The sequence below is a fragment of the Azospirillum canadense genome (genome assembly GCF_025961225.1).
In the GTDB taxonomy this organism is placed as follows: Bacteria; Pseudomonadota; Alphaproteobacteria; order Azospirillales; family Azospirillaceae; genus Azospirillum; species Azospirillum canadense.
Genome location: NZ_JAOQNG010000010.1, coordinates 1,270,368 through 1,288,796, shown reverse-complemented (window position 1 = coordinate 1,288,796; position 18,429 = coordinate 1,270,368). Strand labels below are relative to the sequence as shown.

Here is an 18,429-nt window from a genome sequence, read left to right as displayed (position 1 = left end):
TTTCGCCGAATCGGGCGCCGGAGGCGGGGGATGGGGCGCAGTGTCCGGTCAATTCCCGGCCGCCGCAAGCCCCTTGCGCGCACCCTGTCATCGGGCTGCCCACGGCCCGGACCCTACGCGCAGGGTCTTCATTTTGTGAAGATAATTTTCGTCAGAGTTTCATTCGCAGCGCAGCGATATGTCCATATGAAGAAAATCTTCTTCACACGAATGAGGCGCTCATCTATTTTCCGCGCCCAACAAAACAAGGTTTCGGTAAGCCGGCCGTCCCCCGTTCTCCGCCGCTTGCCGATCAACGGAGTCCCGCGCGTGCCCGGTCGCGCGGGGTCAAGGAGTGTGCATGAATCGCGTGGTTGCAGCGCTGGAGCGCGTCACCGAATGGATCATGGCGCTGATGCTCGCCGTGATGGTGGCGCTGGTCTTCGGCAACGTGGTGCTTCGTTATGTCTTCAACAGCGGCATCGTCGCCGCCGAGGAGATCGCCCGCCTGATGTTCGTCTGGCTGGTGTTCCTGGGCGCCACGCTGGCGCTGCGCCGCAACCAGCACCTGGGGCTGGAGCTGCTGCAGGCCCGCCTGCCGCCCTCCGTCCGCCGCGCCTGCGCGGTGGTCAGCCACCTGCTGATGCTCTACGCGCTGTACCTCTTCGTGACGGGCAGCTGGACGCAGCTGCTGATCGGCATGCAGACCTACTCCACGGTGCTGCGCTTCCCGATGGCCTTCTACGCCGCCGCCGGCTTCTTCCCGGCCATCGCCATGGCGCTGACCATCCTGGCGAACCTGTGGAAGATCGTTTCGGGCGACCGCGACGCGGTGGTTCCCGGTGCCGCGCCGCAAGGCGTGCTGGTCGAACACTGATGCCCCGGCATTGACGCCCTTCTGATTCGGGACCCCGTTCCATGGCTCTCACGGTCTTCCTGTCCTCGCTGTTCGGGCTGATGCTGCTCGGCATGCCGATCGCCTTCGCGCTGATGCTGACCGGCGTCGCGCTGATGGTGCACCTGGACTTCTTCGACGCGCAGCTCGTCGCCCAGAACATGCTGAGCGGCGCCGACAACTACCCGCTGATGGCGGTGCCCTTCTTCATCCTGGCCGGCGAGCTGATGAACGCCGGCGGCATCTCGCAGCGGATCATCAACCTGGCGGTCAGCCTGGTCGGCCACATCCGCGGCGGCCTGGGCTTCGTGACCATCGGCGCTTCGGTGATGCTGGCCAGCCTGTCCGGCTCGGCCATCGCCGACACCGCCGCCCTGGCGACCCTGCTGATCCCGATGATGCGCGACCACGGCTACCCGGTGCCGCGCTCCGCCGGCCTGATCGCGTCGGGCGGCATCATCGCGCCGATCATCCCGCCCAGCATGCCCTTCATCATCTTCGGCGTGACGACCAACACCTCCATCAGCAGCCTGTTCATGGCCGGCATCGTGCCCGGCCTGATGATGGGCACCGGCCTCGTGCTGGCCTGGATGTGGGTGGTCCGCGGCATGGAGGTGAAGCTCCAGCCCAAGGCCAGCTGGGGCGAGCGCAAGGGCGCGCTGCTGGAAGGCCTGTGGGCGCTGCTTCTGCCGGTCATCATCATCGGCGGCCTGCGCGGCGGCATCTTCACCCCGACCGAGGCCGCGGTGGTCGCCGCCGTCTACTCGCTGTTCGTGGCGCTGTTCATCTACCGCCAGGTCGCGGTGAAGGACCTGATGCCGCTGTTCGTGCAGGCTGCGCGCACCACCAGCACGGTGATGTTCCTGTGCGCCGCCGCGCTGGTGTCCTCCTACATGGTGACGCTGGCCGACCTGCCGCAGCAGATGAACGAGATGCTGGCGCCCCTGATGGGCCACCCGAAGATCCTGATGGCCGCCATCGCGCTGCTTCTGCTGGCCGTCGGCACCGTTATGGACCTGACGCCGACGATCCTGGTGCTGGGCCCGGTGCTGACCCCGCTCGCCGTGTCGGCCGGCATCGACCCGACCTACTTCGGCGTGATGTTCGTCCTGATCGGCACGCTCGGCCTGATCCACCCGCCGGTCTGCACGGTGCTGAACGTGGTGTGCGGCGTCGCCCGCATTTCGCTGGAAAGCGCCACCCGCGGTATCTGGCCGTTCCTGCTGACCTACCTCGTCCTGACCGCCCTGCTGATCGCCGTCCCGGAGATCGTCACGGCGCCCCTGCACATGTTCCGCTAATCAAATCAATTCCATACAGGGAAGAGATCGACCATGAAGTTCCTGCGTTCCCTCCTCGTCGCGACCGGCCTCGCCGCCGCCGCGCTCGCCCCCGTCGCCGCCAACGCCCAGGACATCAAGCCGCGCCTGATCCGCTTCGGCTATGGCCTGTCGGAGAGCAGCAACCAGGGCCGCGCCGTGAAGTACTTCGTCGACGAGATGGCGAAGCGCTCCGGCGGCAAGCTGAAGGTGAAGGGCTTCGCCGACGCCAGCCTGGGCAGCGACATCCAGATGCAGAACGCCCTGATCGGCGGCGCGCAGGAGATGATGGTCGGCTCGACCGCCACGCTGGTCGGCATCGTCAAGGACTTCGCCGTGTTCGACCTGCCGTTCCTGTTCAACAACGAGCAGGAGGCCGACGCCGTGTTCGACGGCCCGTTCGGCCAGAAGCTGGCGGCCAAGCTGGACGAGAAGGGCCTCGTCGGCCTCGTCTACTGGGAGAACGGCTTCCGCAACCTGACCAACAGCAAGCGCCCGGTCACCAAGGTCGAGGACCTGAAGGGCATCAAGCTGCGCGTCATGCAGAACCCGGTCTACATCGACATGTTCAACGGCTTCGGCGCCAACGCCGTGCCGCTGTCCTTCTCGGAGCTGTTCACCGCCATGGAGACCGGCACCGTCGACGGGCAGGAGAACCCGGTCACCACCATCCAGTCCTCGAAGTTCTACGAGGTCCAGAAGTACCTGACCATTTCCAAGCACGTCTACAGCCCGTGGATCGTGCTGGCATCCAAGCGCTGGTTCGACGGCCTGTCGGCCGATGAGCGCAAGATCATCAACGAGGCCGCCGTCGCCTCCCGCGACTTCGAGCGCAAGGACAGCCGCGAGGCCTCCAAGCAGTCCATCGCCTACCTGAAGGACAAGGGCATGCAGATCAACGAGCTGAGCGACGCCGAACTCGGCCGCATGCGCGAGATGGTCAAGCCCGCCATGGACAAGTTCGCCGCGGATGGTGGTGCCGACCTGCTGAACGGCCTCCAGGCCGAGATCGCCAAGGTCCGGAAGTAAGCGTTCTTGAGAGAAAAGGCCGTGGCGTTTGCCACGGCCTTTTCTTTACGAAGTAAGTGGTTTCGTTGGTCCCCCCTCCCAACCTTGTATGTTGGAACAGCATTAGAGTGAAACCCGGCTGGCGCGCGGCCGCGCGCCAGCCGGGTTGACCGACCCCGTTACCAACCCGTCTTCAAAGCCGTGGGGGAGCTTGGGGCGGTCAACCTTCCTTGGAGACCGAACGGTTGCTTGGGGCGTGACCCCGCAGCACAAGGAAGGAGCGCAAGGATGACACACCTGATCCCGTCTGTCGGCCTCGATTGTGGCCGGGATTGGCTCGATGCCGCCCTGTTCCCCGGCCCGGCCCGCCTGCGCGTCGCCAACACCTCGGAGGGGCGGAGCGCGCTGGCGTCCTGGATCCGCGAGCGCGGTCTCGCCCGCGTCGGGGTCGAGGCCAGCGGCGGCTACGAGCGCCCGGTCCGCGACGACCTGGGCGCGGCCGGCTTGGCCGTTCACGTCCTCGATGCGGCCCGCGTGCGCCACTTTGCCAAGGCCAAGGGCCGGCGTGCCAAGTCGGACGCCATCGATGCTCCGCTGATCGCCGAGTTCACCGCCACCCTGATCGACGGCCCGCCCACGGCGCCCGACCACGGACGGGAGGCGTTGGCCGGCTTGCTGCGTCTGCGCCGGCGGTTGGTCGATCAGAGTGCCGATCTGCGCAAAGCGGCGGTCGGCCTGCCGAGGGAGGCCGAGGCCACCGTCGGCGGCGCGCTCGCGGCGTTGGACCAGGCGGTGGCCGCCGTGGAAGCGCTCATCACCCGGCGGGTGGCGGCCGACAGGGCGCTCGGAGAGCGCGTCGCCGCGCTTCAGAGCGCCCCGGGCATTGGGCCGGTGACGGCGACGACCCTGGCGGTTCGGCTGCCCGAATTGGGGGCACTGAGCGGCGCCAAAATCGCCGCGCTGGTGGGGGTGGCGCCCTATGCCGCCGACAGCGGCGAGCACCATGGCGAGCGCCACATCGCCGGCGGGCGCACCGATGTGCGCCGGGCGCTGTATATGGCGACGCTGACCAGCGCCGTCCGTGGCCGCGGCGTCCTGGCGCGGTTCTATGCTCGACTGATCGCCTGCGGCAAGAAGCCCAAGGTGGCGTTGGTCGCCTGCATGCGCAAACTGCTCGTCCGCCTCAACGCCATGCTCGCCCACCACCAAACTTGGCACGAGCAGACCGCCTAGAGGCCGACGGTCGGCGCTCGCCGCCGACCACATGCCCAGCCCAGCGAACCGGGGGCGCGGACCGGTCAAGGCCGCAGCCGCCCGCAGGGCGGGCGCGCGCCAGCGCGAGCCTTGACAGGGAGCACCCCCGGTTCACTCACCACCTCCCAGAAAACACGGTTGCTCCCCCCACTTCGCGGGGGGAGGGGTTAAGCGCGGGAGCGGTGGCAGTCCCCTCCCTCGCCGAAGGTGGGGGAGGGTTAGGGTGGGGGCCCAACGCGACAACTCGTGGGGGCCCAACGCGACAACTCGTGGGGGCCCAACGCAACCACTCCTCACCACCCCACAAACATCACCGCACCCGTTCCCCCGTGAACGGGTTCCACCCCATCGCGGCCAGCGCCGCCCAGGCCGTCGCCCCCAGATGCGGCCTGCGGTAATAGCGGAAATCGTCCGTCGTGCTGTCCGGTCCGATGGCCAAGCCCGTCGTGATGCTGTCCGGCCGCGTCGCCCAGACATAGCCGCCGGGGCTGATTTCCTTGCCCACTTCCGCCAGCAGGCGGTCGGCGTCCTCGGGCCGGCCAACCGCGCGGTAGGTCAGGGCGGCCTGCGCCGTGCCTTCCACCCACATCCCGTCGCGGTCGTCGTTGAAGTCGAAACCGCCGTCCACCCCGTGCGCCTTTTCGGCATAGGCCAACGCCGTGCGCCAATCCTCCGCTGCGCCCGTCAGCAGCAGCGGCCAGAGCTGCGCGTCGAGGCCGGAGGTCGCGCGGTTGACCGTCACGCCGTCGGGCGTAGTTCCCGTCGGGAAATGCCCGTCCCCCGCCGCCCACATCGCGTCCAGGAAGCCGCGCGCCGCCTTGGCGGGGCCGGCCCAGTCGCTGGCGGTCTTCGTGCGCTCCAGCCAGACGAACAGGGCGACAAGGTCGGTGTTGTGCTCCGTCGCCTTCCAGGTCAACGGCTGCGGCTTGTCGTCGTAGCCCTGGACGCCGCCGTTGAAACCACCGGGGCCGCGCGGGTCGGCGGTGGTCTTGACGATCCAGCGCGCCAGCTCGGCCGCCCCGTTGCGGAACCGCTCCTCCCCCGTCGCGTCGCCCAGCGTCATGAGGGCGAGCCCCGCCCAGGCGACGTTCCCCGTCGCGCTGCCAACCTGATACGGATCCTCGAACCAGCGGTTGGCGGTCACGTCCCACCAGCCCATGGGTGGGATCGGCTTCTGGTTCTGCGGCCCGGCACGGTAGGCGTTGCGCAGTCGACCCTTCAGCCGGGCGCGGTCCAGCGTGGCGGCGGACAGCAGCGATTCGCCGATGCGCAGCGCCTGGGGCTGCTTGCCGCAGGCGACCAGGGCGATCACCGCCAGCGCGTTGTCGTAGGTGAAGGCGGCGTTGCCCAGCGCCAGCTCGCTGGTCTGGCCGATGCCGTACTGGCTGTCGTAGCTGCGCAGGAACACCGGGCCGGAGCCGGGAATTTCCTCCACGCGCGACACCAGCGCGCCGCAGGTCTTCGCGGCCAGCGCGGACGGCGCGTCGGCCGCCAGGGCGTTTCCGGACACACCGATTCCGGCGGCCAGCATCCACGCGGCAAGGCTGCGTTTCCCCACCATACAAGGGCCTCCCTCACGTCCTGTCGAAGCAGCCTCTTACGCGAAAAGGGGGCAGGGCGTCCAAGCAAACCGCCCAATACCCCCTTCCGTCATAAGGGCGATTGACAGAGCGCGGTTCAATCCCAGGCCGGCGCCAGACCGTCCGGGCTGACGATGCGCCCATCGGGCCGGGCGAGGCCGTGGATGGCCGCCATGTCATCCTTCGACAGCTCAAAGTCGAAGATGGCGAGGTTCTCCGCGGCGCGCTGCTCGCCCACCGTTTTGGACAGGGCGATGACGCCGTCCTGCTGGACCAGCCAGCGCAGTACGACCTGGGCAACGCTGTGGCCGTGGCGGTCGGCGATGCCCTTCAGGACCGGGTCGGCGAACACCTTGCCGTCGGCCATGGCGTAGTAGGCGGTGACCGACTGGCCAGCCTTGTGGGCGGCCTCCAGCATCACGGACTGGTCGATGTAGGGGTGGATCTCGATCTGGTTCGTCACGATCGGCGCATCGCTGAGGCGCACGGCCTCGGCCAGCAGAGCGCGGTTGAAGTTGCTGACGCCGATGTGGCGGACCTTGCCGGCCTTGTGCACCTCGTTCAGCGCGGCAATCTGCTCGGCCAGCGGCACGGCCTCGTTCGGCCAGTGCAGAAGCAGCAGGTCCACATAGTCGGTGCGCAGCTTGCCCAGGCTCTCGTCGACAGAGCGCAGGAAGGCGGCGCGCTTGTAGTTGCTGACCCAGACCTTGGTGGTCAGGAAGACATCGCCGCGCTTGACGCCGGAATTGGCGATGCCCTCGCCGACCTCGGCCTCGTTGCCGTAGATCTGGGCGGTGTCGATGTGGCGGTAGCCGAGCGTCAGGACCTGCGGGACCATCCGCAGCACGTCCGGCCCGCTCATGCGGAAGGTGCCGAAGCCGAGAGCGGGGATGGTGGCGCCGTTGGCGTTTACGTTGTGCATCTCTGTTCCCTGTTCTTCGAAGGCAAACTCAAAAGGTCCCGGATGACATGGGCGCTCAGGCCGGCTGGGCAACGGCGCCGTCGCGGCGGTCGAGCGCGCCGCTCAGCAGCGTCAGGGCCAGCCCGCCCAGCACGAACAGCCCGCCGACCCACGGCGTCGCGGCCAATCCCAGCGCCGAATCCACAACCTGCCCGCCGAAGAAGGCGCCGGCGGCGATGCCCAGGTTGAAGGCGGCGATGTTCAGGGCCGACGCCACGTCCACCGCCCCCGGCGCGTGGCGCTGCGCCAGCTGCACGACGTAGAGCTGGAGGCCCGGGACGTTGGCGAAGGCCAAGGCGCCCATGCCGGCCAGCGTCACCAGCGCCGGCACCGGGCTGGCCGCGGTGAAGGTGAAGACGATCAGCACGGCGGCCTGAAGCGCGAACAGCCAGGCGAGCGCGCGCACCGGGCGGCGGTTGGCGACCTTGCCGCCCACCACGTTGCCCACCGCGATGGCGGCGCCGTACAGCACCAGGACAAGGCTGACCGTGCTGTTGGAGAAGCCGGTGATCGTCTCCAAGATCGGAGCCAGGAAGGTGAAGGCGACGAAGGTGCCGCCGTAGCCCAGCGCGGTGATGGCGAAGGCCAGCAGAAGGCGCGGCTTGCCCAGCACGCGGACCTGGTCGCCGAGTCCCGCGGCCGGCGGCTGGCTCAGCGTCGCCGGGACCAGCGCCGCGACGCCCAGCGCGCCGATCACGCCCAGCGCGGAGACGGCCAGGAAGGTGGCGCGCCAGCCGAAATGCTGGCCGATCCAGGTGCCCGTGGGCACGCCGGTGACGATGGCGATGGTCAGGCCGGAGAACATCAGGGCGATGGCCGACGCGCGCTTGTCCTCCGGCACGAGATCGGCCGCGATGGTCGAACCGACGGAGAAGAACGCGCCGTGGGCGAAGGCGCTGAGCACCCGCGCGACCAGAAGCATCTCGTAATTCGGGGCGAAGCCGGCCAGCAGGTTTCCGGCCACGAAGATGCCCATCAGGCCGAGCAGCAGCGCCTTGCGCCGCACCCCGCCGGTCAGCGCCGTCAGGACCGGCGCGCCGAAGGTGACGCCCAACGCGTAGACGCTGACCACCATGCCGGCCAGCGGCAGGCTGACGTTCAGGTCGGTGGCGACGGTCGGCAGCAGGCCGACCACCACGAACTCCGTGGTTCCGATCGCGTAGGCGCTGATGGCCAGCGCCAGCAGTGCGAGTGGCATGACAAGAACTCCCATCCATGCGGACTGTGCAGGCCGCATCAGATGAGGCAAAAGGTCGAGATGCGGAATACCGTCGGGATTCCCATGATCTTGTCATTGTATGACAAGATGGGCCGGCAAGGGGAGGGGTGGGCATGAGCGACACGCGGGCCTGGGACATGAAGGTCTTCCTGCGCGTGGCGGCGCTGGGCAGCTTCAGCGCGGCGGGGCGGGAGGTCGGCATGACGCCGTCCTCCACCGCCAAGCTGATCACCCGGCTGGAGGAGCGGCTGGGCGTGCGCCTGATCGAGCGCTCCACCCGCCGCCTGCGCCTGACCGCGGAGGGGGAGCTGTATCGGGAACGCGCGGAGGCGCTGCTGGGCGACCTGGACGCGCTGGACGCGGAGGTGGCGGGCGGCGCCCGCGCGCCCACCGGCCTGATCCGCATCACCGTCTCCGTTCCCTTCGGCCGGCACTGCCTGCTGCCCCTGCTGCCGGAGTTCACCCAAGACTTCCCAGACATCCGGCTGGATCTGACCCTGACCGACGAGGTGGTGGACCTCTACGCCGCGCAGGCCGACGTCGCCTTCCGCGCCGGGCGGCTGATGGACTCCGCGTTGCTGGCGGTGCGGCTGGGCGAGGTGCGGCGGCGGATCGTCGCCTCGCCCGACTATCTCGCGCGCAGGGGGACGCCGCGGAGCGCCGCCGACCTGGAGCATCACGACTGCCTGGGCTTCAATTTCCGCCGCGCCGCCGCGGTCTGGCCGCTGAAGACCGGCGGCCGGCTGGTCGACCGCGAGGTGGACACGCGCATCGTCGCCAACAACGGCGAGACGGTGCGGCACATGGCGGTGCTGGGGCTGGGGCTTGCGCGGCTGGGGGAATTCCACGTCCGCGCCGACCTCGCTGCCGGGCGGCTCGTCTCCGTGCTCGACGACGTGCTGGTCGACAGCGAGGCCTTCCACGCCGTCTATCTCGGCCGCGAACGCGCGCCGCGCCGCGTCCAGGCTTTCCTCGATTTTATGACCCCCCGGCTGCGCGCATGCCTGCAATGACGCCGGGAACCGAATGGGTCACTGGACGATAATCGATAGGGAACCTATTAAATAGGCATGACATCGAATACACCCACTTCCGCTGGGCCTATCGAGACGCCAACCTTGGACCAGGAGCCATTGGGTTTCCCGGCCAACTTCGGCATCCACCTGTTCCGCGCCGCGCACCTGTGGCGCCGCGAGGCGAACAAGGTGCTGGCCGACTGCGGTTTTTCCTCCTCGGTGATCTCGCCGCTGATGCTGCTGAGCGAACTCGGCGACGGCATGCGGCAGCGCGAACTGGCGGAGGAGATGGGGGTGGAGGGGCCGTCGCTGGTCCGGCTGCTCGATTGCCTGGAATCCTCCCGGCTGGTCGAGCGGCGCGAGGATCCGGACGACCGGCGGGCGAAGACGCTGCACCTCACCGACGAGGGCCGGGCGCTCCTGGTGCGGGTGAACGCGGCCCTGAACGGCGTGCGCCGCCGCATCCTGGAAGGCGCCCCGACGCAGGACATCGACGCCTGCCTGCGCGTGATGTCGATCATCGAAACCAACGCCAAGAACCTGCGGCCGTGACCCCTTTTCAAAGGATGGTCGCGCACGATCCGCTTCTAGGACGAAACCCGTGAGATTCCTGTCTTTCCTGACCCGTTTCGCGGTCACGCTGGTGGTGACGGTGGCGGCGCTGGGCGCCGGCTGGTGGCTGTGGGACTACTACATGAACCAGCCCTGGACGCGCGACGGCCGCGTGCGCGCCGACATCGTCCAGGTGTCGCCCGACGTGGCGGGGCTGGTCACGCAGGTGAAGGTCGTCGACAACCAGCCGGTCCACAAGGGCGACGTGCTGTTCGTCATCGACCCCAATCGCTACCAGCTCGCCGTCGAGCAGGCGGAGGCCAACCTGCAGAGCGCCCGCGCCGAACTTGGCTACCGCAAGGCGGAATTCGGCCGGTACGATCAGCTGGGCACCAACGTCGTCTCCACCGCGCAGAAGCAGGAGGTCGCCTCGGCCATGGCCAAGGCCGCCGCAGCGGCGCGCCAAGCGGAGGCCGCGCTCGACCTCGCCCGCTTCAACCTGGAGCGGACGCAGGTCAAGGCGACCGTGGACGGCTTTGTCACCAACCTTCAGCTGAAGGAAGGCAACTACGTCACCGCCGGCCAGCCGGTCATCGCGGTGATCGACAGCGACAGCTTCTACGTGGTCGGTTATTTCGAAGAGACGAAGCTGCCGCGCATCCACGTCGGCGATCCGGTCGACGTCACCATCATGGGCGTGGCGGACAAGCTGCGCGGCCATGTGGACAGCGTGACGCGCGCCATCGTCGACCGCGACCGGACGGAGGGCGCCGGCCTTCTGCCCAACGTGAACCCGACCTTCAACTGGGTGCGGCTCGCCCAGCGCATTCCCGTGCGCGTGCGGCTGGAGCAGGTGCCCGACCCCCGCGACCTCGTCGCCGGCCGCACCGTGACCGTCGAAGTCGTGAAGGACCGCGGGGACAAGGCCAAGACCATAGCCGGGCTATGAAACTCAAATCACTGGTTCCGACTTGGGGGGAGGCGCTGTTCTCCCTCAAGTCCTTCGTCGCCTCCATGATGGCGCTCTACGTCGCCTTCGGCATGGGGCTGCCGCGGCCCTTCTGGGCCATGCTGACCGCCTACGTCGTGTCCGGCCCGCTGTCGGGTGCGGTTCGGTCCAAGGCGCTGTACCGCGTGCTCGGCACGACGCTGGGCTCCGCCGGGGCGATCGCCCTGGTGCCGACGCTCGCCGATGCGCCGGAGCTGCTGACCCTGGCGCTCGGCCTGTGGGTGGCGGTGTGCCTGTACATCTCGCTGCTCGACCGCACGCCGTCCAGCTACGTGTTCATGCTCGCCGGCTACACGGTCGGGCTGATCGGCTTCCCCGCGGTGTCCGACCCCGGCAGCATCTTCGACACCGGGCTCGCCCGCGTGGAGGAGATCCTGCTGGGCATCGTCTGTGCCACCGTGGTGCACAGCGTCGTCTTCCCGCAGAGCCTCGGCCCCGTCCTCCTCGGCCGCCTCGATGCCACGCTGCGCGACGCGGAGCGCTGGACACTCGACGCGCTGAACCGCAATTCCGACAGCACCCAGGACCGCCAGAAGCTCGCCCGCGACATCAGCGAGCTGCGGGTGATGGCGACGCATCTGCCCTACGACACCTCGGACGTGCGCTGGATGACCCGCTCCGTGCGTGCGCTCCAGGACCGCATGGCCTACCTGCTGCCGATCCTGGCGGCGGTGGAGGATCGGCTGGCCGCCCTGCGCGCCGACGGCGGGGAGCTTCCGCCCGCCGTCGCCGGGGTTCTGCAACGCGTCACGCTGTGGATCGCCCGCGACGAGAAGGCCGATGACACGGAGACTTTGCGCGCCGCGCTCGACCGGCTGATGCCGGCTATCAACGCGGACTCCGGCTGGCGCGAGGCCACGCTGCTGAACCTGCTGAACCGCCTGCGCGCCATGGTCGACATCCACCAGGACTGCCGCGACCTGCGCGACAACATCCGCAAGGGCAACTCCGCCCTGCCGGAGCATATGGACCCGCTGGCACGCAGCCGCTCGCGCGGCGTCTTCCACCTCGACCACGGCATGGCCCTCTGGTCCGGGGCGGCGGCGGTGCTGGCCATCGCGCTGGTCTGCGCCTTCTGGATTTCCACCGGCTGGTCGTCGGGATCGGCGGCGGCGATGATGACCGCGGTCTTCGTCTGCTTCTTTGCCTCGCTCGACGACCCGGTGCCGGGCATCCGGATGTTCCTGGTCTTCACCGTGCTGTCGGTGCCGCTGGCCGGCTTCTACCTGCTGGTGGTGCTGCCGAGCTTCGACAGCTACCCGCTGCTGGTCCTCGGGCTGGCGCCGACCTTCCTGGTGCTGGGCGTCTTCGTGGCGCGGCCGGCGACCATGGGCAAGGCCATGGCGTTGCTGATGGGCGTCGGCGGCTCGCTCAGCCTGATGGACACGGGGCAGGGCGACTTCGCCTCTTTCCTGAACAGCAACCTGGGGCAGGTGGTGGGCATCGCCACGGCGCTGGTGGTGACGCAGCTCTGCCGCTCCGTCGGCGCGGCCTGGAGCGCCCGGCGTCTGCTGCACGCCGGCTGGCGGGAGATCGCGGCGATGACCGCGGCGCGAGGCGCCAATCCTGCCGGCAGCTTCGAGAACCGCATGCTCGACCGCGTCGGCCTGCTGTCCGCGCGCCTTGCCTTGGCGAGTTCGCAGCAGCGCGACCTGTCGGCCGCCGACGCGGTGAACGACCTGCGCATCGGCCTGAACATCGCGGAGCTTCAGCGCGCCCGCCGCGCGCTCGGCAACCCGGCGGCCCCGCACGTGGCGAAGCTGCTGGGCGCCGTGGGGCAGCATTTCCGCGACCTGTCGGCCAAGCGCCCGACCCCGACCCCGGCGGAGGTTCTGCCCATGCTCGACGCCGCCCTGTCCAACGTCGCGGCCGAGCCCCGCTCGCCGGAGCGCGACCGCGCGGTCGTCGCCCTGGCCGGCCTGCGCCGCAGCCTCTTTCCCGGAACGGCGCCGGTGGCGCCACCCGTTCTTCTCGAATCCGTTGCCTGAATTGGTGATCCGATGATCGGCGAAATCGACGTCTACGGACTGTTCATTCCCCCGCTGCTGATCCTGGCCGTGCTGGCCTGGGGCCTGTCCGGCCTGCTGCGCCGCGGCCTGCGCGCCGTGGGCTTCTACGGCTGGGTCTGGCACCCGCCGCTGTTCGACCTCGCGCTCTACGTCGTCCTGCTGGGCGCGCTGACGGCGGTGACCGGACAGCTGCGGTGAGTTGATTTTTTCACCACCAAGGCACCAAGACACCAAGAATCCCTGCGCCCGGCAAGGCGTGGACTCTTGTTGCCCAGGGTGTCTTGGTGGTGAAATCCTCCGCCGTCGACCCACCTCCTTCCCCATGCTGATCTCCGACACGCCATTACCCGACGCCGCCGTCCTCCCGCCGCTCGACGTCGCGCGCATCTTCGTGGAGCCGGCCGCCGCGGCCCACCCGCGCGGGCGGGCGATCCTGGACCGCTTCCCCGACGCCGAGCGGATCGAGGTCGCCTCCCACTGGAACATCCCCGATCTGCACGGTGACGAGCAGGCGGTGGACTCCTGGGTGCGGACCAAGCGCACCGTCCTGGTGCTGGGCGTCAAGAAGGGGCTGTCCTGCCGGCCGAACGGGCGCAGCGGGGACTTCATCGCGCCGTCGCACTCCAACGGCTGCGCCATGGCTTGCGCCTACTGCTACGTCTCGCGGCGCAAGGGCTACGCGAACCCGATCACGACCTTCGTGAACATCGACGGCATCATGGCCGCCATCGAGCGCCACGCGGCCAAGCAGGGTCCCAAGGCGGAGCCCAACCAGATCGACCCCCGCGCCTGGGTCTACGACGTTGGCGAGAACGGCGACTGTTCGGTCGACGCGCTCATCTCCGACAATGTCCGCGACCTGACCGTGCTGTTCCGCCGCTTGCCCAACGCCAAGGGCAGCTTCGCGACGAAATACGTGAACCGCGACCTGCTGTCCTACGACCCAGCCGGCGGCATGCGCATCCGCTTCAGCCTGATGCCGGCGCACCTCGCGCGGGTTCTGGACGTGCGCTCCACCCCGGTCGCCGAGCGCATCGCCGCCATCAACGACTTCGTCCGCGCCGGCTGGGAGGTGCACCTGAACTTCAGCCCCGTCGTGGTGTACGAAGGCTGGACCGCCGACTACGCCGACCTGTTCCGGCAGGTGGACGCCGCGCTCGACATGCAGGCGAAGGCGCAACTCGCCGCCGAGGTGATCTTCCTCACCCACAATGAGGACCTGCACGGCGTGAACCTGCGCTGGCACCCCAAGGCGGAAGATTACCTGTGGACCCCGCGCTGGCAGGAGGCGAAGACGTCGGAGAACGGCGCCGTCAACGTCCGCTACCGCGCAGGCATGAAGGGCAAGATGATCGCCCGCTTCCGCGAGGTTCTTGCGCGTGAGCTGCCGTACTGCCGCGTCCGCTACGCGTTCTGAGGCGCCCTCAACAACCCCGTCGCCTGCAACGCGATCTCGTGCAGTCCGTCGCCGCCGGTCCCCACATGGTCCAGCAGGCGCTGGCGCATGCGTGGTTCCCAGAAGCTGCGGATGTGGCCGGCGGTCTCGGTCACCGCTTCCTCCTGCGGGTAGGACTGGAAGTAGCCGGCGATCTGGTTCGCCATGCGGACGAGGTCGTGGACGGGATTGTGGGTGTGCATCACAAACTCCAATATAGATCGATCAGCGGAACAGCATGACGCCGTCGCCGCGCGACCGCGCGGCCAGCGCCATGCCGGCGTCGCGCGCCAGTTTCAGCGCCAGCGCGGTGGGGGCGGAGATGGTGGCGAGCAGCGGGATGCCGATGGTTGCGGCCTTCTGCACCAGCTCGAAGCTGCAGCGGCTGGACATCACGGCGAAGCCGCCGGAGGTGTCCACCCCCTCCCGCGCCAGCGCGCCGGCCAGCTTGTCGAGCGCGTTGTGGCGGCCGACGTCCTCCCGCGCCAGCAGGATGCGCCCCATCGGGTCGGCCCAGGCTGCGGCGTGCAAGGACCGGTTGGCGCGGTTCATCGGCTGGTGGTCGGGCAGGGCGGCGAAGGCGGCGGCCACCGCCTCCACCGACGGCGTGAAGGAGGACGTAACCTGCCGCGGCACCCGCACGGCGTTGGCGAGGCTGTCCACCCCGCACAGCCCGCAGCCGCTCCGCCCCTCCATGGAACGCCGCCGCAGCGAGCCGCGCAGAAGTCGCAACGGATCGGCCTCGATCCCCAGGACGATGCCTTCCTCCACCGTGCGCACGGTGACGCGGTCGATGTCGGCGGCGGAGCCGACGATCTCCTCGCACAGGCTGAAACCCAGCGCGAAGTCCTCCAGGTCGGCCGGCGTCGCCATCATGACGGCGTGGGATCGCCCGTTGTACTCGAACGCCACCGGGGTTTCCTCGGCGACCAGCCAGGTGATGTCGGCCTGATTGGCGGGTGTGGGGAAACCGGTTCCGCTGGCCGGCCGCGAATGGGCGAGGGTGAGCATGCGTCTTCTCCAATCCCCAACGGCGTTCCTCTTTTCCTCTCCCCTCCGGGGAGAGGGGAGGGTGAGGGGGGTGCGCGTGTGCCGGACGTACCAAGGTGGCGGAACCCCCCCACCCTAACCCGGTCGCTCGCAAGTCTCGCGACCTCGCTTCGCCTTTGATCGTCTTCGGCGCTCAACCGGCCTTCGGCCGTCGGCTACGCGCCCCAGGGGGGGAGGGGATTAAGGCAAGGGCGAAGACGGGGATCACTCCGCCGCCACCTCCACCACCGCGCCGCGCTGGATTTGCCAATCCGACGGGTGGTTGCTGCGGGTCACCTGGACCGCGGTCACCTTGTATTCTGGGCAATTCGTGGCCCAGTCGGAGTTGTCCGTGGTCACCACGTTGGCGCCCGTCACCGGGTGGTGGAAGGTGGTGTAGACCACCCCCTGCGGCATGCGGTCGGAGATGCGGGCGCGCAGGGTCGTGGCGCCGATGCGGCTGGCGATGGAAACCAGGTCGTCGTCCCGGATGCCGCGCTGCTCCGCGTCGTGGGCGTGGATTTCCAGGATGTCCTCCGGGTGCCAAGCCACGTTGGCGGTGCGGCGGGTCTGGGCGCCGACGTTGTAGTGGCTGAGGATGCGCCCCGTCGTCAGGATCAGAGGGTAGAAGCGCGATGCGCGCTCCGGCGTCGGCACATACTCGGTGATCATGAAGCGGCCCTGGCCCCTTACGAAGCCGTCGGCGTGCATGATCGGCGTGCCGACCGAGTCCCCGTCGGTGCAGGGCCACTGCACGCTGCCCACCCGGTCCAGTTTGGCGAAGCTGACGCCGGCGAAGGTCGGGGTCAGGCGGGCGATCTCGTCCATGATCTGCGCGCCGCTCTCGTAGCGCATGGGATAGCCCATGGCGGCGGCCAGCTCGCAGACCACCTCCCACTCCTGCTTGCCGGTCTGGGACGGCATCACCGGGCGGACGCGGTTGATGCGGCGCTCCGCGTTGGTGAAGGTCCCGTCCTTCTCCAGGAAGGAGGTGCCGGGCAGGAAGACGTGGGCGAAGGCGGCGGTCTCGTTCAGGAAAAGGTCCTGCACGACGACGATCTCCATGGCGCGCAGCGCGGCGAACACGTGCTGGGTGTTGGGGTCGGACTGGGCGATGTCCTCGCCCTGCACGAACAGGCCCTTGAAGCTGCCGTCCACCGCGGCGTCGAACATGTTGGGGATGCGCAGGCCGGGCTCGGGGTCCAGCGTGGCGTTCCACACCATCTCGAACTGCTGGCGCACCACGTCGTCCGACACGTGCCGGTAGCCGGTCAGCTCGTGCGGGAACGAACCCATGTCGCAGGAGCCCTGGACGTTGTTCTGGCCGCGCAGCGGGTTCACGCCGACGCCGTCGCGCCCGATGTTGCCGGTCGCCATGGCGAGGTTCGCCATGCCCATCACGGCGGTGGAGCCCTGGCTGTGCTCCGTCACGCCCAGGCCGTAGTAGATGGCAGCACTCCCACCGGTGGCGTAGAGCCGGGCCGCGGCGCGCAGGTCGGCCGCCGGGATTCCGGTGTGCTCCTCCACCGCCTCCGGGCTGTGGCGCGGGTCGCGGATGAAGGCTTCCCACCGGGCGAACTCGACCGGGTCGCAACGCTCGGCGACGAAGTCGCGGGCGACCAGACCCTCGGTCACCACCACATGGGCCAGCGCGTTCAGCGCCGCCACGTTGCTGCCGGGCTGGAGCTGGAGGTGGTGTGTGGCCGACACGTGCGGGCTGCGCACGAGGTCGATGCGGCGCGGGTCGAGCACGATCAGCTTGGCGCCCTGGCGCAGCCGCTTCTTCATGCGGCTGCCGAACACCGGGTGTCCGTCGGTCGGGTTGGCGCCGATGACCAGGATGACGTCGGACTTGTCGACGCTGCGGAAGTCCTGCGTGCCGGCGGAGGTGCCGAAGGTCTGCTTCAGGCCGTAGCCGGTGGGGGAGTGGCAGACGCGGGCGCAGGTGTCGACGTTGTTGTTGCCGAAGGCGGCGCGGATCATCTTCTGGACGACATACACCTCTTCGTTCGTGCAACGGGACGAGGTGATGCCGCCGATGGAGCCGCGGCCGTACTTCGCCTGCACCGCCATCAGGCGCTGGGCGGCGAAGGAAATCGCCTCATCCCACGACACGACGCGCCACGGCTCGTCGATGCTGTCGCGGACCATCGGCTTGGTCTGGCGGTCGGCGTGGGTGGCGTAGCCCCAGGCGAAACGGCCCTTGACGCAGGAATGGCCCTCGTTGGCGCCGCCGTCCTTGTGCGGGACCATGCGCACCACGGTGGTGCCCTTCATCTCCGCCTTGAAGGAGCAGCCCACGCCGCAATAGGCGCAGGTGGTGATGACGCTGTGCTCCGGCTGGCCCAGCTCGATGACGGACTTCTCGGTCAAGGTCGCGGTCGGGCAGGCCTGGACGCAGGCGCCGCAGGACACGCACTCGCTGTCCATGAAGCTTTCCAAGGCGCCCGGCGACACCTTGCTGTCAAAGCCGCGCCCGTCGATGGTCAGCGCGAAGGTGCCCTGAACTTCGCCGCAGGCCCGAACGCAGCGGGAGCAGACGATGCACTTGGACGGGTCGAAGGTGAAGTAGGGGTTGCTCTCGTCCTTCTGGGCCTGGAGGTGGTTCTCACCCTCGAAGCCGTAGCGGACGGCGCGCAGGCCGACGGCGCCGGCCATGTCCTGAAGCTCGCAGTTGCCGTTGGTCGGGCAGGTCAGGCAGTCCAGCGGGTGGTCGGAGATGTACAGCTCCATCACGCCGCGGCGCAGGCGGCCCAGCCGCTCGTTCTGGGTGTGCACCTTCATGCCCGGCGCCACCGGCGTCGTGCAGCTGGCCGGGGTGCCGCGCCGCCCTTCGATCTCCACCATGCACAGCCGGCAGGAGCCGTAGGCGTCCAGCATGTCGGTCGCGCACAGCTTGGGAACGGTGATCCCGGCCTCCATGGCCGCGCGCATCACCGAGGTGCCTTCCGGAACGGTGACGGTGCGCCCGTCAATGTCCAGCGTCACCATCGTGGCGGAATCGCGGGCCGGGGTGCCGTAATCGATATCCTTGATCGACATGGTCTCAATCCTTTTTGGGGAAGTGCCGGTCAAGGCCCCCTCCCTAACCCTCCCCCGCTGACGCGGGAGAGGGGACCAGACTCCCTCCACCGCGGAGCGGGGGAGGGTTGGGGAGGGGGCAA

Annotated in this window: 16 protein-coding genes; 10 read left to right on the top strand and 6 right to left on the bottom strand. The window is 68.9% G+C overall.

Annotation, left to right across the window (positions count from 1 at the left end; genetic code table 11):
* Positions 1 to 340: 340 nt before the first annotated feature.
* From M2351_RS41745 to M2351_RS41730, 4 genes are all read left to right on the top strand, one after another.
* Complete coding sequence (locus M2351_RS41745; RefSeq protein ID WP_264661842.1) at positions 341 to 856, top strand: TRAP transporter small permease; 516 nt, start codon at positions 341 to 343, stop codon at positions 854 to 856.
* Positions 857 to 897: 41 nt separating this feature from the next.
* The gene (locus M2351_RS41740) at positions 898 to 2,175 is read left to right on the top strand and encodes a TRAP transporter large permease (protein WP_264661841.1); all 1,278 of its coding nucleotides are present in this window, start codon (positions 898 to 900) and stop codon (positions 2,173 to 2,175) included.
* Positions 2,176 to 2,208: 33 nt separating this feature from the next.
* On the top strand, positions 2,209 to 3,222 hold the full coding sequence (locus M2351_RS41735; protein ID WP_264661840.1) for a TRAP transporter substrate-binding protein: 1,014 nt from the start codon (positions 2,209 to 2,211) through the stop codon (positions 3,220 to 3,222).
* A 267-nt stretch (positions 3,223 to 3,489) separates the two neighbouring features.
* Positions 3,490 to 4,434: an IS110 family RNA-guided transposase gene (locus M2351_RS41730; protein WP_264655227.1), complete on the top strand. Its 945-nt coding sequence runs from the start codon at positions 3,490 to 3,492 to the stop codon at positions 4,432 to 4,434.
* A 331-nt stretch (positions 4,435 to 4,765) separates the two neighbouring features.
* Here the strand turns inward: M2351_RS41730 and M2351_RS41725 are convergent, their stop codons facing one another.
* The 3 genes from M2351_RS41725 to M2351_RS41715 form a co-directional block, all read right to left on the bottom strand.
* Complete coding sequence (locus M2351_RS41725) at positions 4,766 to 6,016, bottom strand: hypothetical protein (protein WP_264661839.1); 1,251 nt, start codon at positions 6,014 to 6,016, stop codon at positions 4,766 to 4,768.
* Between the two features lie 116 nt (positions 6,017 to 6,132).
* Positions 6,133 to 6,957, bottom strand: coding sequence for an aldo/keto reductase (locus M2351_RS41720; protein WP_264661838.1), 825 nt, complete (start codon positions 6,955 to 6,957; stop codon positions 6,133 to 6,135).
* 55 nt (positions 6,958 to 7,012) lie between these two features.
* Positions 7,013 to 8,194, bottom strand: coding sequence for an MFS transporter (locus tag M2351_RS41715; protein ID WP_264661837.1), 1,182 nt, complete (start codon positions 8,192 to 8,194; stop codon positions 7,013 to 7,015).
* 134 nt (positions 8,195 to 8,328) lie between these two features.
* Between M2351_RS41715 and M2351_RS41710 the strand changes: the two genes are divergently transcribed.
* The 6 genes from M2351_RS41710 to M2351_RS41685 all read left to right on the top strand — a co-directional run bounded on the left by M2351_RS41710 (position 8,329) and on the right by M2351_RS41685 (position 14,218).
* Positions 8,329 to 9,228, top strand: a complete 900-nt coding sequence (locus tag M2351_RS41710; RefSeq protein WP_264661836.1) for a LysR family transcriptional regulator — start codon at positions 8,329 to 8,331, stop codon at positions 9,226 to 9,228.
* Positions 9,229 to 9,333: 105 nt separating this feature from the next.
* The gene (locus tag M2351_RS41705) at positions 9,334 to 9,783 is read left to right on the top strand and encodes a MarR family winged helix-turn-helix transcriptional regulator (RefSeq protein WP_264661835.1); all 450 of its coding nucleotides are present in this window, start codon (positions 9,334 to 9,336) and stop codon (positions 9,781 to 9,783) included.
* A 49-nt stretch (positions 9,784 to 9,832) separates the two neighbouring features.
* Positions 9,833 to 10,732, top strand: a complete 900-nt coding sequence (locus tag M2351_RS41700) for an efflux RND transporter periplasmic adaptor subunit (protein ID WP_264661834.1) — start codon at positions 9,833 to 9,835, stop codon at positions 10,730 to 10,732.
* The gene (locus M2351_RS41695; protein ID WP_264661833.1) at positions 10,729 to 12,780 is read left to right on the top strand and encodes an FUSC family protein; all 2,052 of its coding nucleotides are present in this window, start codon (positions 10,729 to 10,731) and stop codon (positions 12,778 to 12,780) included. The genes M2351_RS41700 and M2351_RS41695 overlap by 4 nt, the downstream gene beginning before the upstream one ends.
* Before the next feature lie 12 nt (positions 12,781 to 12,792).
* Positions 12,793 to 12,999, top strand: coding sequence for a DUF1656 domain-containing protein (locus M2351_RS41690; RefSeq protein ID WP_264661832.1), 207 nt, complete (start codon positions 12,793 to 12,795; stop codon positions 12,997 to 12,999).
* Between the two features lie 124 nt (positions 13,000 to 13,123).
* Positions 13,124 to 14,218: a spore photoproduct lyase family protein gene (locus M2351_RS41685; protein ID WP_264661831.1), complete on the top strand. Its 1,095-nt coding sequence runs from the start codon at positions 13,124 to 13,126 to the stop codon at positions 14,216 to 14,218.
* On the opposite strand, the gene M2351_RS41680 is transcribed toward M2351_RS41685, so the two are convergent.
* The 3 genes from M2351_RS41680 to fdhF all read right to left on the bottom strand — a co-directional run bounded on the left by M2351_RS41680 (position 14,206) and on the right by fdhF (position 18,307).
* A complete protein-coding gene (locus M2351_RS41680; RefSeq protein ID WP_264661830.1) occupies positions 14,206 to 14,439 on the bottom strand; it encodes a formate dehydrogenase subunit delta in 234 nt (77 codons plus the stop codon). The two genes, M2351_RS41685 and M2351_RS41680, sit on opposite strands and share 13 nt — an antisense overlap.
* A 22-nt stretch (positions 14,440 to 14,461) precedes the next feature.
* Positions 14,462 to 15,247, bottom strand: coding sequence for a formate dehydrogenase accessory sulfurtransferase FdhD (gene fdhD, locus M2351_RS41675; protein WP_264661829.1), 786 nt, complete (start codon positions 15,245 to 15,247; stop codon positions 14,462 to 14,464).
* Positions 15,248 to 15,490: 243 nt separating this feature from the next.
* Positions 15,491 to 18,307 (bottom strand): formate dehydrogenase subunit alpha, encoded by a 2,817-nt coding sequence (gene fdhF, locus M2351_RS41670; protein WP_264661828.1) that lies wholly within the window; start codon positions 18,305 to 18,307, stop codon positions 15,491 to 15,493.
* Positions 18,308 to 18,429 lie beyond the last annotated feature (122 nt).